Origin of the sequence: Rheinheimera sp. WS51 (assembly GCF_050936095.1) — a bacterium.
Lineage (GTDB): Bacteria > Pseudomonadota > Gammaproteobacteria > Enterobacterales > Alteromonadaceae > Alishewanella.
Genome location: NZ_JBOTRC010000023.1, coordinates 1 through 15,718, shown reverse-complemented (window position 1 = coordinate 15,718; position 15,718 = coordinate 1). Strand labels below are relative to the sequence as shown.

The 15,718-nt window shown below is 39.1% G+C and carries 12 protein-coding genes, 1 tRNA gene and 1 pseudogene; 9 read left to right on the top strand and 5 right to left on the bottom strand.

Annotation, left to right across the window (positions count from 1 at the left end; genetic code table 11):
• Positions 1 to 28 precede the first annotated feature (28 nt).
• Positions 29 to 104: transfer RNA gene (locus ACRCA4_RS14545), tRNA-Ala, on the bottom strand.
• 341 nt (positions 105 to 445) lie between these two features.
• Here ACRCA4_RS14545 and ACRCA4_RS14540 point away from each other — a divergent pair.
• Positions 446 to 1,444 (top strand): ExeA family protein, encoded by a 999-nt coding sequence (locus ACRCA4_RS14540; RefSeq protein WP_433190180.1) that lies wholly within the window; start codon positions 446 to 448, stop codon positions 1,442 to 1,444.
• Positions 1,445 to 1,476: 32 nt separating this feature from the next.
• On the opposite strand, the gene ACRCA4_RS14535 is transcribed toward ACRCA4_RS14540, so the two are convergent.
• Genes ACRCA4_RS14535 through ACRCA4_RS14520 form a run of 4 tightly spaced genes read right to left on the bottom strand, consistent with a single transcriptional unit; the run spans position 1,477 to position 6,305 of the window.
• A complete protein-coding gene (locus ACRCA4_RS14535) occupies positions 1,477 to 3,123 on the bottom strand; it encodes an outer membrane beta-barrel protein (RefSeq protein ID WP_433190177.1) in 1,647 nt (548 codons plus the stop codon).
• The gene (locus ACRCA4_RS14530; protein WP_433190174.1) at positions 3,092 to 4,039 is read right to left on the bottom strand and encodes an XrtA-associated tyrosine autokinase; all 948 of its coding nucleotides are present in this window, start codon (positions 4,037 to 4,039) and stop codon (positions 3,092 to 3,094) included. The genes ACRCA4_RS14535 and ACRCA4_RS14530 overlap by 32 nt, the downstream gene beginning before the upstream one ends.
• Positions 4,036 to 5,631 (bottom strand): XrtA system polysaccharide chain length determinant, encoded by a 1,596-nt coding sequence (locus tag ACRCA4_RS14525; RefSeq protein WP_433190172.1) that lies wholly within the window; start codon positions 5,629 to 5,631, stop codon positions 4,036 to 4,038. The genes ACRCA4_RS14530 and ACRCA4_RS14525 overlap by 4 nt, the downstream gene beginning before the upstream one ends.
• A 38-nt stretch (positions 5,632 to 5,669) precedes the next feature.
• The gene (locus ACRCA4_RS14520; protein ID WP_433190183.1) at positions 5,670 to 6,305 is read right to left on the bottom strand and encodes an XrtA/PEP-CTERM system exopolysaccharide export protein; all 636 of its coding nucleotides are present in this window, start codon (positions 6,303 to 6,305) and stop codon (positions 5,670 to 5,672) included.
• A 185-nt stretch (positions 6,306 to 6,490) separates the two neighbouring features.
• Between ACRCA4_RS14520 and ACRCA4_RS14515 the strand changes: the two genes are divergently transcribed.
• The 8 genes and pseudogenes from ACRCA4_RS14515 to ACRCA4_RS14480 all read left to right on the top strand — a co-directional run.
• Positions 6,491 to 7,909, top strand: coding sequence for a TIGR03013 family XrtA/PEP-CTERM system glycosyltransferase (locus tag ACRCA4_RS14515; protein WP_433190169.1), 1,419 nt, complete (start codon positions 6,491 to 6,493; stop codon positions 7,907 to 7,909).
• A gap of 5 nt (positions 7,910 to 7,914) precedes the next feature.
• Entirely contained in the window at positions 7,915 to 8,754 is an 840-nt protein-coding gene (locus ACRCA4_RS14510) for an XrtA system polysaccharide deacetylase (protein WP_433190166.1), read from the top strand.
• 23 nt (positions 8,755 to 8,777) lie between these two features.
• Complete coding sequence (locus ACRCA4_RS14505; protein WP_433190163.1) at positions 8,778 to 9,806, top strand: FemAB family XrtA/PEP-CTERM system-associated protein; 1,029 nt, start codon at positions 8,778 to 8,780, stop codon at positions 9,804 to 9,806.
• A 2-nt stretch (positions 9,807 to 9,808) separates the two neighbouring features.
• A complete protein-coding gene (locus ACRCA4_RS14500; RefSeq protein ID WP_433190161.1) occupies positions 9,809 to 11,020 on the top strand; it encodes a TIGR03087 family PEP-CTERM/XrtA system glycosyltransferase in 1,212 nt (403 codons plus the stop codon).
• A complete protein-coding gene (xrtA, locus tag ACRCA4_RS14495) occupies positions 11,017 to 12,468 on the top strand; it encodes an exosortase A (RefSeq protein WP_433190158.1) in 1,452 nt (483 codons plus the stop codon). Before ACRCA4_RS14500 ends, xrtA begins: the two co-directional genes overlap by 4 nt.
• On the top strand, positions 12,465 to 13,667 hold the full coding sequence (locus tag ACRCA4_RS14490) for a TIGR03088 family PEP-CTERM/XrtA system glycosyltransferase (protein ID WP_433190155.1): 1,203 nt from the start codon (positions 12,465 to 12,467) through the stop codon (positions 13,665 to 13,667). The genes xrtA and ACRCA4_RS14490 overlap by 4 nt, the downstream gene beginning before the upstream one ends.
• 3 nt (positions 13,668 to 13,670) lie before the next feature.
• The gene (locus ACRCA4_RS14485) at positions 13,671 to 15,563 is read left to right on the top strand and encodes an XrtA/PEP-CTERM system amidotransferase (RefSeq protein ID WP_433190152.1); all 1,893 of its coding nucleotides are present in this window, start codon (positions 13,671 to 13,673) and stop codon (positions 15,561 to 15,563) included.
• A gap of 3 nt (positions 15,564 to 15,566) precedes the next feature.
• Positions 15,567 to 15,718: pseudogene (locus ACRCA4_RS14480) on the top strand (glycosyltransferase WbuB); the annotation flags it as partial.

Sequence of the window (15,718 nt, the reverse complement as noted above, 5' to 3'; positions counted from 1 at the left end):
AGACGAAGGGGACGCATTATATAAATCTTGGTGGAGCTAAGCGGGATCGAACCGCTGACCTCTTGCATGCCATGCAAGCGCTCTCCCAGCTGAGCTATAGCCCCGCACTTTTGCCTTCTTTAGCTCAACATTTTTTCAAACGTTGTTACTGCAGAACACGGGGCGCATTCTAGGGTGATGTTCAGAATGTGTCAACAGTTTTTTATACAGATACTTTCGTTCGAATGTTTTTTAATCGCAAAGCTTGAAATATCAACAATTTTAACTATTTTATCGGCTAAAGTTGCATAGTAAACGGCCAAGGTTATTACAGCTTTTGCATTAAAAACAAAAAGCCATACCTATAAAATATCTCTCACTCATAGTGCTATACTCTGCTTGAAAGAAAATTTATCATACATAACACTAGTCATTATGACGACTGACTGCTAACAGGACGATATAGATGTACGAAAAGTACTATGGGTTAAAGGAACGCCCTTTTCAGCTTACCCCCAATAACAATTGGTTTTATGCAAGTAAGTTACATAAACGGGCTTTAGCCTACTTGCAATATGGATTAAGTCAAGGCGAAGGCTTTATTGTAATTACCGGTGACGTTGGTACAGGTAAAACGACTATTGCAAACCAATTACTTAGTCAGTTAAATCAAGATGAAATTGTCGCCAAGCAAATTGTCACATCAAAACTTGAACCTGATGATCTAATCCGTATGATCGCCTCGAGTTTTAATCTTGTTATAACTGATCACTCTAAAGCTAGCTATTTAGACGCTATTTACGCTTATTTAAAGCGTTTACATTCCCAACAACGCCGAGCGTTATTATTAGTTGATGAGGCGCAAAACTTACCATTAGCTTCTATTGAAGAGCTTCGTATGCTGTCAAATTTTCAAATTGATGGCAGACCCTTAATACAAAGCTTTTTATTAGGCCAAAATGAGATGAATGCGATTATTCAAAATCCAAATATGGAACAGTTTAGGCAACGTATTATCGCATCATCAAATTTATCTGCCTTTTGTCATGAAGACACTGTTGCCTATATTTTATACCGGTTAAAAAATGCCGGTAGCACAGAAACTATCATTAGTGATGATTGTTACCCCCTTATTCAACAACATAGCCGCGGCATTCCACGTAAAATTAATGCTGTTATGGATAGGATCTTACTTTATGGCTATTTAGAAGAGTGCCCGACTATTGAGCCAGAACAAGTTCAAATTGTATTAAATGAGATCAACCAAGAGGTTGCTAACCAACAACCCAGCTTAGCACCAACCTCTCCAGCAGTAATTCCCCCCCAAAGGACTCACAGTTCAAGCGAGCTCAGCACAGCTTTAGATCAAGCTATACAACAAAAATTAGATATTGCTAAAGAGTTAGATAAACTCATTAAAAGAAAACAAAATCAACTAGCGGATAAAAAAGATACACAGGGCTAAGCGAATCTAGCTAAGCCCTCGCTTATTCCAGGTTAAAACTCATAACTCATACTAATGCCAAGCCTAGTTTCACTTATATCAGCATTAGCTAAACTTGAGTCACGCCTAATATGGCGGCCATCTAGCTTTAATTCTACTTTTTTCGATAACGCATAAGTTAAGCCTAATGAAGCCAACAGATTATCGTCTATACGATCATCGTTGGTATAATCTAAACGGTAAAAACTAGCTTCTGCATTAGCACTTAAGTCAGAATAAAGTCTCCATGTGCCCTGAATACTTAAGGTATGCCGACGATTTAAACGTTGCGTTTCAACATATTCATCTTCGCCAGTGCTCGCATTTGCATTGAGTGATAATTTATTTTTTGAATAACCTATATTAAGCGAAACATTGCGACTTAAAGTAATAAACTCATTGAGCTCAGGGTTGTACTGACTCACTTGCTGATATGATTCTCCCGCACCCGGAATATAATGTTGTGTAGGTGGTCTAAAGCAATCACTTAAATCTGTACTCCCATTTGGGCAGACAAAAATACCTAAATCTTCAAACTCGGCATCAAGTTGAGATTGTGTTCTAACAGTATCGCTAGCTGATAGCCTAATGCTGATAAAGCGCAAATTATATTGGCCTTGTAAGGTCATGCTGCGGCCAAAATAACGCTTGTCTACGCTCATAGAAAGCGATGTACGACGGCTAGGGGCTAAAAACAACTCCATAGCTAGGTATTCATCATCTTCTATTTCTAATGTGGCTGTATCAACCGCTTCGTTCGATAAACTAGATCTATTCCACGTCACATTAACCCAAGATACTTTTCCAAGCTTTACTTCTACCCCAGCACCATAAGCTCGAAATTCATTTAAAAAATCATTAGAACCATCATTTCGTTCATAAACCCCTCTTGCTATAGCAGATACTGGACCAAATAGTGGCACACCAATTAACGCATTGGCACGAGCAGACTCAAAATTATCATAACTCTCGCGCTCAGTCAGATTATAGTTACCATCAAGATGCCAGAAAAAAAGCCCTGAACGGCTAGCACTGCCTAAATTGACTGCGCCTCGATAATTATCATTAGAATAACTATCATCTATCCCTAAGGTGGTTCCTTCCACGTTATAGATATCATAAGACAAGGATAAGTTAGCCTTAGTGGCAGCACCACGTAAAGTCGTAAAGTTAACGTTAGTACCATAGTTTTTTGTTGTCGCTAAATTTTCCGAGTTAGTTACAATATCTGCAAAGACGCCTTGTTTAGAGTCTCGAACTTGATAGCCTCTAGCTGCTCTAAGTCCCCAACTCACTCGCTGATTAAAAGCATTAACAACGTTGTTTATGTTATAAGTTTGGCCGCTTTGTTGTGAGCGCTGTGCATCGTGATACCATAACATTTCCTCTTGCCAAAATAGGGAGGTTTTCATGTTCGAGCTATCGCGGTTAATCGTTATTGATGGCGTTAGCATAAAAGCTAACCCCCGATCGGTCCCAGATGATTCTTGTTTAGCCTGGTACCAGTAAGCATAACTACTCGCTGTTATTTTCGGCTTAACTTCGATATCAGCATAAGCAAATGACCCACTTAAAAGCAATATACTGCTCAGCAACCTAATAAGGTGCTGTGATTTCGTAACTGACTGATTAGTCAGCCCCATAATAGTAACCATAGCCATAACCTTTTCCTTGGTTACGGTGAGCTTTATTAATTAAGAATCCGACTGCAATGTCTTTTGGCAATAAGCTCACCGCTTGCTCAATTTCCGATAGTTTTGAATGATTCTCTTCAACTACAATCACTGCTTGACCGCACATAGATGCCATCACAGAGGTTTCATTAACACCTAAGAGGGGTGGCGCATCAAAAATAACAATCCGATCAGAATAGCGCGAAGCAAATTCATCAACTAACATCGACATTCTTTCACTAGCCAGCAACTCGGTTGATAAATGATGTGGCGAGCCTGCGGTGACTATTTTCAACCTTTCAATATTGGTATTTAAAATAATATCAGACACTTTTATCTGATCAGATTGCAAATAGTCAGTCAAACCAATCTCATGCTTTAAATTTAATGTTTTAGAAACGTTTGGTCTTAAAACATCACTATCAACAAGCAGCACAGTTTTATCTTGTTCCAGAGCAATACTTAGCGCTAGGTTAATTGCCGAGAAAGTCTTGCCCTCTCCTGGTCGTGAGCTAGAGACTAAAATAAGATTAGGATGTTTTAATGTTGAACTTAAACCACCAAAAGCATTATTAATCAACTTACGCTTTATAACTCGATACTCTTCATTAATTAATCTACGTTCACTTGATAAAGAAACGAAGTTTTTCCTTTCTAATTCAGCAAGGTCAATGCTGACAGTAGTACGAGAAGTACTTGCAGAGCTCGATTCTATTGTCTCAGGCTGGTTAAGGCTGGCATGCTTTACCTCAAGTGAAGTCACCTGAGCACTATCTGCTTGAGAACTCTCTATATCAGAGCTAGCTTCAACAGCTTGAACTCTATCTACTATTGTATCTTTGTCTTCAGCTACAGGCTTCGCTTGTTGCTTTTGTTTATTAACTGCCTTTTCTATCGTACTCATCTGATGCCCCTCAATAACAACTCAGCAGAGCGCCCAAACAAGACTTCATTACTTAACAAGGCGATATAACATAAAAGTAAACCGCCACTTAACAATGCAAAGTAGAAGAAGTGTAAACGAATTTGTTTAAGAATTTTTCGTTTATCTGTATGAGATACAACACCAAATACTGGATAATCACTAATACTTCTTAATTGAGAAGCTCGCGATAATACAGGCGAAATTAAACTTCGCAAAAATGCCATAAACACCCCTAAGCCAATACCCACAACTAAAACTAGAGTATAAAATAAACCCCTGTTAGGCCCAGACGCGGTTAATGGAACTCTAGGCGGCTCTATAACGTTAAATTGTACGTCTTGCTCACTGGCATCAGCTCTACGTGATAGCTCTGCCGATTCTCGTCGAGCTAACAAGGCTTCATATTTAGACTTAGTAATATCATAGTCCCGGTTTAAACCAGTAAACTCAGCTTCAATTTCAGGAATTAAATTCAGCTTACTTTCTAGATCATTTACTTTTGATGCATAGGCTTGAACCCGCACCTTAGCTGAAGCGACTTCTGAAGATAGCCTAGAGACACTGATACGCAACTCTTGGTAAAACGAGTTTTGATTTAAACTGGCACTTTGGCCTGGGTTATCAGCAGACATTTGGGCCATTTGTGTTAGCTCTTCATCGCGTTGCGACTCAAGCATCTGAATACGTCTTTGTACCTCTAAAACATCCGGATGTTGCTCAGTAAAACGGATCAACAAAGTATCAAGTTGCGATCTCAGGGTTCTGATCCTTTCATCAAACTGAGTTGTAGGCGCATTACCTCCTCCAGAATATGGCATAACACCAAACACCGGCTCTTCACCCGTAAGCTGGCTTTGCGCTGAGGCTAGGCGCGTTTCTAACTCTCGTAAAACCAGCCTTGCTTCCTCTAGCTTTTGTTTCTCTGAGTTAATCTGACTGTAGTAATCACTTTCTGTACTAGGCAGCATAGCCATTTTATTTTTCTTGAAGTCTGATAAACGTATTTCAGCGGCGACTAGTCGACGCTCATACTCAGCTATTTCTGAGTCTAAAAAGCGCTCGGCGGCTTGAGAATCGGCACGACTAGAGCCTAATTGACTTTCTACAAAGGTATTTAATGTTTCCTGAACAACTTTTAAGGCTAGCTGAGGCTTAGGATTACTATAAGCAATATTATAAAGATTCTCTCGACCTGCACTACTAATTTGTATTTGGTTTTGTAAGCCATCAATTAATGATTCAAAAGCCTTATCATCTTTGGCTTGGATATCAAGATCTGTGGCTCTGGCTATTTTTTCTAAGTTAGGTCGGCTCAGCAAGGTTCTTGCTATTAACTTGATTTCATCACTCTGATTTTTTCTTAACGTTAATCCTCTTAGTAGAGGCTCTAAGACCGTACTGGTTTCAACATAAAGTTTGGCGCTAGCTTCAAATGTAGGTGGCATATTATAAACATAGACCCAACCTATTGGACAAAATAACCATGCAGTTATAATGATATAGCGGCGCCTAATCCAAATCCCTTGCAAATAGGTATAAAGCAACTCAATTGCTTGTTGTAACTCTTTCATCGATCACTCCATAGATTCGATTTCATGGTAACTACAAATTAAAACCATGCTTCAGGAATGATAACAATATCACCAGGGAGCATATCTACATTAGCGCTAATTTCGCCATCACGTATTAAATCGTCAAGTCTTAAATCGTATGTTACTTGCATTCCATTTTTTGCCCGCACTAACTTAGCACCATTACCATTAGCAAACTCCGTTAACCCGCCTACAGCAATCATTAAGTCAAGCACTGTCATGTACTCTCTGTAAGTAACAGCTTGGGGATTAAGCGCCGCACCAATTACCCGAACTTGCTCGCTATAAGGACCATAAAAATTAGTAACGGATATCGTAACAACGGGATCACGAATATATTTACCTAATATCGCTTCCATATCGCGGGCAATTTGGGTGGGTGTTTTGCCACTAACGGGAACATCTTCAACTAAAGATGTCGATATTTTACCATCAGGTCTAACAATAAAATTGCCTGATAGCTCGGGGTTGCGCCAGACAAAAATCGTTAAGGTATCGTTGGGACCCACTAAATAATGGTAATCATCAACAGATGTAGTTAGTGAGCTATGAACGGTTGCTTTGGGTAAGTAATAGCTAGTGCAGCCGAATAAAAACAAACACATAAGTAGTGTTAGACCGCATTTTCCTTGTGCAGATGTCATAAGCATAATCGTCTTCCTTTTCTTGATGCTTATTTAATATAACCGAAAATGTTTAGTTTGTGATGTAAAAAAGTAAAATTTAATTTTTAATCTATACTTTTCTGGTAGTATAATAAATGAGCTGACATTTGAGACAAGCTTAATTTTAAGCTGTCCAAAACTAGGTAAGCGTAAAAACGCACAAGGATGTTATAATGGCCAAAGCAAATCGTTATGGACAAAATACGATTGCGGACAAGCTTTTTTTAATAGCGGAGTTAACCCTTTTAATTCTAGCTAGTCTGCTAGCAAGTTATCTTTCTAATCTCTATTACGCGCCGTCTACGCCAATAGATATAAATTATCAGTTAATTAATGCAATACTTTTTGCCGCTTCAGTTATGCTCTGTGCTTTATCAGTTGGTCTTTACGATCAAAAACTGCGTGAAAGCCATAAAGGTATTATAAAACGTGTAATTATCACTTTAGTTTTCAATGCCATTCTTTTAGAACTTATTGTATTTCAACTGTTTAGCTTTTTAAATCTTGGATTTAGCTACTTATTTATCGCCTCTTTATTTTCAGCAATCTTATTAAGTAGCTTTAGAGCATTATTTCACTACAGTGATATCACCCGCATTCGACGTCGTAGAGTATTAGTATTAGGTGCCGGTGAGCGCGCTTTGATCATAGAGCGTCGCATGCGCCGCAATGTCGATAAACGATCTATTGATATAGTCGGCTTTACTCCTATTGAAGGCGATAAAGAGTCTGTTATTGATTCTAAAAAACTAATGCCATTTAACTATGCAACAGACTTATACCAATTTGTTGTAGAAAATGACATCCATCAGCTAGTGATAGCTTGTGATGAGCGCAGAAACATGCTTCCTGTTGAACATTTATTTAAATGCAAAACTCGCGGCATAGATGTTATTGAAATTCTTGATTTTATTGAGCAGGAAACTGGCCAAATCGCCGTTAATCTTATTTATCCAAGTTGGGTGATATATGGTAATGGCTTAGATTTAAACCACCGCTTTAAAACTAATCTGGACTACAAGCTTAACCTTATATTAGCCCTGCTTCTTTTATTAGTCACTTGGCCTATCATATTAATCACTATGCTGCTTATTTACTTGGAAGATGGGCGTAAAACCGGTGCCTCTGTGTTCTATAAGCAACTTCGAGTTGGTTATGATGGTAAGCCTTTTTATATCTTAAAGTTTCGCAGCATGAAACCAGACGCAGAAAAAAATGGTGCTCGCTGGGCTAGCGCTGACGACGATAGAGTTACGAGAGTTGGCCGTTTTATACGTAAGTATCGTATTGATGAATTACCACAATTACTCAACGTTTTATATGGCGAGATGGGCTTTGTAGGACCAAGGCCTGAGCGTCCTGAGTTTGTTGATGAGTTAGCCAAGGATATCCCTTACTATAATCAAAGACATAATGTTAAACCTGGTCTTACAGGTTGGGCACAACTAAAGTATCCATATGGTGCAACAGCCGAAGACGCTCAAGAAAAGCTTAAGTTTGACCTATATTATATTAAGCATCGCAGTTTGTTACTCGACTTAATTATTTTAGTTCGCACTGTCGAAATAGTGCTTTTTGGTAAAGGCCGCTAAGTAAAATGTCACTTACACTAAACACGTTTAATGCCTTAACTGTTGATGTTGAAGATTATTTTCATGTCGCTGCTTTTGATACAACTATTTCTGCTGCCGACTGGGAAACATTGCCACAACGGGTTGAGCGCAATACCGATATTTTATTGCAGCATTTTTCTGATCATAATGCTTCTGCCACCTTTTTTATTTTAGGCTGGGTTGCAGAGCGTTATCCTGAATTAGTCAAACGGATCCATGCTGCTGGGCATGAAGTGGCAAGCCATGGTTATTCTCATGCTAAGGCGACATCGCAAACACCTGAACAGTTTTTACAAGATATCACTGCGGCTAAGCAGTTATTAGAAGAAATAACAGCAGCCGAGGTTATTGGATACCGCGCTCCTAGCTTTTCTATAGGTAAAAATAATCAATGGGCTTTTTCCGCCTTGCAACAAGCTGGGTATCAGTATAGTTCTAGCACCTACCCTGTTGTGCATGATTTATATGGCACCCCTGATTGGCCACAAAAGCCTTACCTAAGACCCGAAGGAATATGGGAATACCCTATGCCAGTATTAAATAAGTTAGGTAAACAATTGCCTGTGGCAGGTGGTGGCTATTTTAGGTTACTACCTTATTGGTTAAGTAAAAAAGGCATTAATGGCTTTTTAGCCCAAAGCGATGTCCCCTATATGTTTTATTTTCATCCTTGGGAAATTGATCCTAACCAACCTCGTTTTCATCAGGCCTCAGCTAAGTCTAAGTTTCGTCATTACACGAACTTAGGCAGGATGGAAGCTAAGTTATTACGTTTGCTAAAAGATTTTCAATGGCGCAGCGTAAAAGAAGTTTATAAGTTGTAACAGTATTTAATTAAGGGATTGTAATGTATCAACTGAATACATTAACGCTTACGGATAAGCGTCGCCAAGACTGGGACGATTTTGTCTATGCTAGCGATGAATCGACATTTTTTCACCTATCAGGCTGGCAAGATATTATCGCTAGTGTTGGTCATAAGTGTTTTTATTTATACGCAACCCAAGCCAACACTATTGTGGGTGTATTGCCGTTAGCTAGAGTTAAAAGCCGTTTATTTGGTGATGCCTTAGTTTCAACGCCATTTTGTGTTTATGGTGGTGCTATTGGCAGTGAGGATGTTAAACGCTTTCTAGAGTCGTCAGCTCAACAACTCGCCACTAAGCTACAAGTTCAGCACCTAGAGCTTAGAAACCAGCATCCTCAAGACAACAACCTACAAACCCGAGTTCAACATGCTAACTTTTCCACCTCTTTAGCAGACAATCCAGAGCAAATTTTAGCTGCTGTCAAAAAGAAACAAAGAGCCGTTATTCGCCACTCACTTAATGAGTCTTTACACTATACTTTAGACTCAAGTTTGGATGATTTTTATCAGACCTATTCGCAAAGTGTCCGCAATTTAGGTACACCAGTATTTAGTAAAGCTTTTTTTGCCAAAATTTTAACTACTTTTGCTAATGAAGCCGAAATACTAACAGTACGTAAAGACAACCAAGCTATTTCTTCTGTACTGAGCTTTTACTTTAAAGGCCAAGTGCTGCCCTATTATGGCGGCGGTGTTGAACAAGCACGGCAACTTAAAAGTAACGACTTTATGTATTATCAGCTTATGTGTCATGCCAGACTAAATAAACACTGCCAGCAATTTGATTTTGGCCGCAGCAAGCTTGATTCAGGTGCTTACAGCTATAAAAAACATTGGGGCATGCAAGCTACAGAGCTGCCTTATCAATACTATTTAGTCACCGCAGATGAGTTACCTAACTTAAGTCCAAACAACCCAAAGTATCAGTTATTTATTAAGTTATGGAAAAAGCTGCCGCTTGGTTTTAGCCAATGGCTTGGCCCTAAACTTTCAAAATATTTGGGATAAAGATGACGAAACCAGACTTATTATTCTTAGTACATCGCATTCCTTATCCGCCAAATAAAGGCGATAAAATTCGTTCGTTTAATTTACTTAAACACTTAAGCAAAAATTATAATATCCATTTAGGTTGCTTTGTTGATGATCCTTTTGATCTACAATACATCGAAAAGTTAAATAGGTGGTGCCAAAGCTGCCATGTGATTAAACAAAACAAATGGCTAGCTAAGCTTGTTGGTTTAACTGGATTTATAACGAATAAGCCAATTACATTGCCTTATTACTATAGTGCTAGCATGCAGGCTTGGGTTAACAAGGTACAGCAACAACACGATATAGATAACGTGCTTGTGTACTCATCTTCTATGGCGCAATATGTTGAACAACCTAAATATAGTGCTTTAAATCGAATTATTGATTTTGTTGATATCGACTCAGATAAATGGCGCCAATATGCCAGAAAAAATACCGGTATAAAGCGCTGGTTTTACCAACGAGAAGCCACGCTTTTACAGCGATATGAACAAGATATTTGCCACGCTTTTACAAAAAGCTTATTCGTTTCTGAGGATGAGGCAAAAGCATTTCGCCAATTAATGCCAAAGGCTGCAGAGCATAAGATTCAAAGCCTGTTAAATGGTGTTGATACCGACTTTTTTAAACCTGACTCACAATTAACCGCTGTAGAAGCCACCTTACCTGAGCAGTTTATTGTTTTTACTGGTGCCATGGATTACTGGGCCAATATAGACGCCGTACTATGGTTTACTAAACAAGTTTGGCCCAAATTGAAGGCACAATACCCAAAGTTGCAATTTATTATTGTCGGCGGCAACCCCAGTGCAGAAATTAAAAACGTAGCGAAAAATCAAAGCATTATCGTCACAGGGCGCGTAGTCGATGTTCGCCCTTATATACAGCACGCACTATTTGCAGTTGCTCCAATGTTAATTGCCCGTGGCATTCAAAATAAAGTACTTGAAGCCATGTCGATGAATAAAGCCGTTATTTGTAGCACTATGGCCATGGAGGGCATAAATGCTCCTACTGATGCAGGTGCCAAAGTTGCTGATACTGCTGAAGATTTTTTTAATGCCTGTTTAGCTGAACTAGAACAGCCATCCATACAATCTTCTAGGCAATGGATTTTAAATCATTTTACTTGGCCTAACACCTTAAAAAAACTGGATGAGTTATTTGCTCACGGAGTCAATAAATGAGCCATAACCGCTACATAAAAGCCCTAGTGATATTAATATTCTGCATTAGCTATTTAGTAATTTATGGTAGCACTTGGCTTGATATGGAGCGTGTATGGCGTGCTTCAGCAACCTATAACCATTGTTATTTGATTTTACCTATTTCAATTTGGTTTATGCTAAAAAAGCGCAATACTCCCCACTCTAACACCATGTATTCACCTTATTTTATCTGGTTGCCGGTGCTATTTATTCTGCTAATGATACTGGTTTGGTTATTGGCTTTTGCTGCAGATATCGCCTTACTTATGCATATAGCTGCAGTTTTCAGCTTACCCGCATTGTTTTGGCTTATTTTTGGAACTAAAGCGGCAAAAACGCATCGCTTTGCTTTGGGTTACCTTGTTTTTTTAATTCCTTTTGGCGAAGAGCTGTCGTTACAACTACAAAACATTACTGCCGATATCACTGTTTTGATGCTACAAATTTCAAGCATTCCAGTTTTTCGACAAGGCCTGTATTTATCTACCCCTGTTGGCATGTTTGAGGTAGCTGAAGCCTGCTCTGGTCTTCGTTTTTTGATCGCTTCTTTAGCTATATCCACCCTCTTTGCTTACTTAAACTATAAAAGCGTAATAAAACAAATTAGCTTTATTATTTTTATGACAGTGATCTCTATTATTGCTAATGGTTTTCGCGCTTTTATGCTGGTGTATATTGGTGAAAAATCGGATATGCAGCTAGGTTTTGGTGCTGATCACTATTTATATGGATGGTTATTTTTCGGTTTAGTGTTAATGGCCGGGTTCTGGTTAGGTGGCCGTTTTGCAGATGACGATATTCAGTTTAAACACAGCGCATTAAAATTAACGGCAAAGCCAATCCAAATACCACAAATCAGCACTATGCTGCTTATTGTAACAGCAGCAGTTATAAGCCTAAATTTAAAAATAGTAACACCACCAGAAACACCGGCTCCTGCGCTTAGCCAAAGCGCACAATTAACAGATGCCAACTCAGATTGGGGAGTGCTATTTGTTGATAGTTTAGCCTTTAGCCACAAACAAGACGCTCAACATATCGAGTATGCCAGAGCTGTTTATGCTTTAAAGCAAACACAAGGCGAGTTATTTAGTTGGCAAAATCAACTGTATGATAAAAAAAATTGGCTAATAGTAGAGCAACATAGCCAAGCTAATTATACGCTATTGCAGCTTACTTCTTTGGCCGGTGATTATCGCAGCATATTATTTTGGTACCAAGTTGGTAACCAACGCTTTACCAAGCAATTACCTACCAAAATTCAGCAAACTTTAGATTACTATTTTGATTCTGATGCAACCTTAACTATAAATGCGATATCTATTAAGGGGTTGCCACCGCACGATGCATTAACTCTGTTAACTAACGTAGCAGACAAGTTCCCCTCTATGATGCTTAAAATCCAAAGCAACAAGGAGGAGTTATGAGCTATTTATCAGTTGCTAAGCCTGATAGCGGCAAGCCAACTACAAGTAACACAAATACAGAAATACATATTGCCCATCTAGTTTGGCACTTTAGTACGGGTGGCTTAGAAAATGGCATGGTCAATTTAATTAATAACCTACCAGGACTAGGTTTCAAGCATAGCATCATTACCCTAACCGGTTATGATGCTGATTTTGCAAAAAGAATTACCTCGTCTAATGTTCAGTTTTACAACTTACATAAACGCGAAGGCCATGACTGGCGAATATTTTTAGTATTAAATGCACTATTAAAAAAATTACAGGTCGATATCTTACATAGCCGAAACTTAAATACTTTAGAGCTTCAGCTTATTGGTTGGTGGCGTAAAGTGCCCTTTCGTATTCATGGTGAGCATGGTTGGGACACCTCTGACATTGGTGGCATTAATAAAAAATATCAATTTTTGCGTCGTTTATTAACACCTTTTATTCATCGCTTTGTTTGCTTATCTTCTGAGTCAGAGCGTTACTTACGGCAGAAAATAGCGATCCCCGAAAATAAGATCCAACGAATATGTAATGGTGTCGACCTTGCTAAATTTATTAATGCAACAGCGGCTAGCCTGACTTTACCAACCAATATTCAAAGCCGTGAACACCCCGTTTTGTTTGGTACTGTTGGTCGTTTAGCAACAATTAAAAATCAGGCTTATTTACTACAGGCTTTTGCCAGCGTAATGCAAAAGCATCCTAGCCTTAAACTCAAAGCCGGACTAATTATTGTTGGCGATGGTCCTAACCGTTTCGCGCTTGAGCAATTAAGCCAAGCGTTACAGCTTAGCGAAAATATTATTTTCTTAGGTAATAGAGCAGATATTGCTGCGATAATGCAGCGGCTAGATGTTTTTGTCTTACCCTCATTAGCTGAAGGTATCTCAAATACCATGCTTGAAGCCATGGCCAGTGCAACGCCTGTTATCGCGACAGATGTTGGTGGTAATGCTGATTTATTACCCAAAAAATTACATCCAACAAACCTCGTTGAAGTAAATAATATTCAGCAACTTAGCGAGGCTATGTTAGGGTATTTAACTACGGAAACACGTATTAGAACAGATGGTTTAATGTGCCAAAACCACTGTCAAAAGCATTTTAGTTTAACCGCTATGGTTAAACAGTATCAGGCATTATACCAATTCTCAGGGAAGCAAGGATAATACATGTGCGGTATTGCAGGGATTTACCAACTGGTTAAAACAGATCCACCGGCTCAATCAGTTTTAGCAAAAATGAATGATAGCCAATTACATCGTGGCCCAGATGCGGGCGACTATTTTTATGCTGATACTATCGGTTTAGCGCACCGGCGTTTATCTATTATTGATATAGCGGGCAGCCCACAGCCAATGATGAGCGCTAATAAACAAGCCTGGATTGTCTTTAATGGTGAAATCTATAACTTTAAACAGCTTCGCCAATCCTTAATTGAAAAAGGCTATCAATTCACCACTCAAGGCGACACTGAAACGATTCTTAATGCGTGGCTAGAATGGGGTGAAAGTTGCGTTGATCATCTACGCGGCATGTTTGCTTTTGCCATTTGGGATAGTAAAAAACAGTGTTTATTTTTAGCCCGCGATAGGCTTGGTATTAAACCGCTATTTTATTCTCTGTTGCCCGATGGCCAGTTTATTTTTGGCTCTGAATTAAAAGTTATCCGTAATCACCCCGATTTTGACTATTCAATGCGTGATAGCAGCGTAGAAGACTACTTTAGTTTTGGTTATATTCCAGAGCCTTATACCATTTATCAGCATAGCTATAAACTCGCGCCAGGCCATTGCATATTATTAAAACATGGCCAAAATAGCTTACCTGCACCTAAACAATATTGGGATATCCCCACACAATGGCAACAGCCGTTATCTACAGCCGACTTACAGCAACAACTGATTGCAAATTTACGTGAGGCTGTGGATATTCGTTTAGTATCAGAAGTTCCGTTGGGTGCATTTTTATCTGGTGGAGTCGACTCTAGTGCGGTTGTTGCTTTAATGTCTGGCTTACAAAAAGAGCCGGTCAATACCTGCTCTATTGGTTTTGATAGTAAGGCCTTTAATGAAACAGAGTTTGCTAAGCAAGTAGCCGATCGCTATAAAACCAATCATCAAGTTAATGTGGTTAGCCAAAATGATTTTGCATTATTAGATAAACTTGCTGATTTATATGACGAGCCCTATGCTGACAGTTCAGCAATTCCCACTTACCGCGTTTGTGAAATGGCACGTAAGCAAGTTACTGTAGCTCTAAGTGGTGATGGTGCTGATGAGCTTTTTGCTGGTTATCGGCGCTATAAGCTACATTTAAATGAACACAAGATGCGCAATATATTGCCACTTGCTATTCGCAAAGCCATTTTTACACCGCTTGGTGCCTTATACCCAAAATTAGATTGGGCACCACGTATATTCAGGGCTAAAACCACTTTTCAATCGTTAGCGTTAGATGATGTAGCTGCTTATCATAACTCTATCTCTATATTACGCAGCGATGAACGTAAAAAGTTGTTCTCTAAAGCTTTTCAACAGCGTTTAAATGGTTATAACTCCGTAGAGGTGTTTAAGCGTTACCGTGAAAAAGTACAGCACCTAGATCCACTAAAGCAGGTGCAATATCTTGATATGAAAACCTATTTAGTCGGTGATATTTTAACAAAAGTTGACCGCGCCTCTATGGCTCATTCCTTAGAAGTTCGTGTGCCTTTTTTAGATCATAAATTTGTTGAATGGTCATTTAGGGCTGAATCTGCAGCTAATTTAGCGCAAGGAATTGGCAAGTCCAGCTTAAAAAAATCGTTAGAGCCACTTTTACCGCAAGACGTATTATATCGCAATAAAATGGGCTTTGCCGTGCCTTTAGAAGAGTGGTTTCGTGGTCCGTTAAAACAACGGGTGCACGATAAATTGCTTTCAGATCAAATGTTAAACAGCGGCTTTTTTGATGCCAACCAGTTAAAACGTTTACTTGAAGATCATAGCAAAGGTGTTAAAGACAACAGCGCAGCTTTATGGACCCTAATGATGTTTTCAGCTTTTCTTGAGCGGGGGCAATAATAAATGAAAATTCTTCATGTATTTGATCACACCCTGCCTTTGCATAGCGGCTATACCTTTCGCTCTAGAGCTATTTTGCATCATCAACGCCTGTTAGGTTATCAAACTTGTCATGTTTCAAGCCCTAAGCATCCGGATAATACCAATGAGACTGA

Bases quoted from the DNA above. Each gene is read 5' to 3' on its own strand.
- xrtA (WP_433190158.1), top strand. From the start codon at position 11,017: ATGAGCCATAACCGCTACATAAAAGCCCTAGTGATATTAATATTCTGC.
- ACRCA4_RS14540 (WP_433190180.1), top strand. From the start codon at position 446: ATGTACGAAAAGTACTATGGGTTAAAGGAACGCCCTTTTCAGCTTACC.
- ACRCA4_RS14490 (WP_433190155.1), top strand. From the start codon at position 12,465: ATGAGCTATTTATCAGTTGCTAAGCCTGATAGCGGCAAGCCAACTACA.
- ACRCA4_RS14500 (WP_433190161.1), top strand. From the start codon at position 9,809: ATGACGAAACCAGACTTATTATTCTTAGTACATCGCATTCCTTATCCG.
- ACRCA4_RS14525 (WP_433190172.1), bottom strand. From the start codon at position 5,631: ATGAAAGAGTTACAACAAGCAATTGAGTTGCTTTATACCTATTTGCAA.
- ACRCA4_RS14505 (WP_433190163.1), top strand. From the start codon at position 8,778: ATGTATCAACTGAATACATTAACGCTTACGGATAAGCGTCGCCAAGAC.
- ACRCA4_RS14510 (WP_433190166.1), top strand. From the start codon at position 7,915: ATGTCACTTACACTAAACACGTTTAATGCCTTAACTGTTGATGTTGAA.
- ACRCA4_RS14515 (WP_433190169.1), top strand. From the start codon at position 6,491: ATGGCCAAAGCAAATCGTTATGGACAAAATACGATTGCGGACAAGCTT.
- ACRCA4_RS14535 (WP_433190177.1), bottom strand. From the start codon at position 3,123: ATGGCTATGGTTACTATTATGGGGCTGACTAATCAGTCAGTTACGAAA.
- ACRCA4_RS14530 (WP_433190174.1), bottom strand. From the start codon at position 4,039: ATGAGTACGATAGAAAAGGCAGTTAATAAACAAAAGCAACAAGCGAAG.
- ACRCA4_RS14485 (WP_433190152.1), top strand. From the start codon at position 13,671: ATGTGCGGTATTGCAGGGATTTACCAACTGGTTAAAACAGATCCACCG.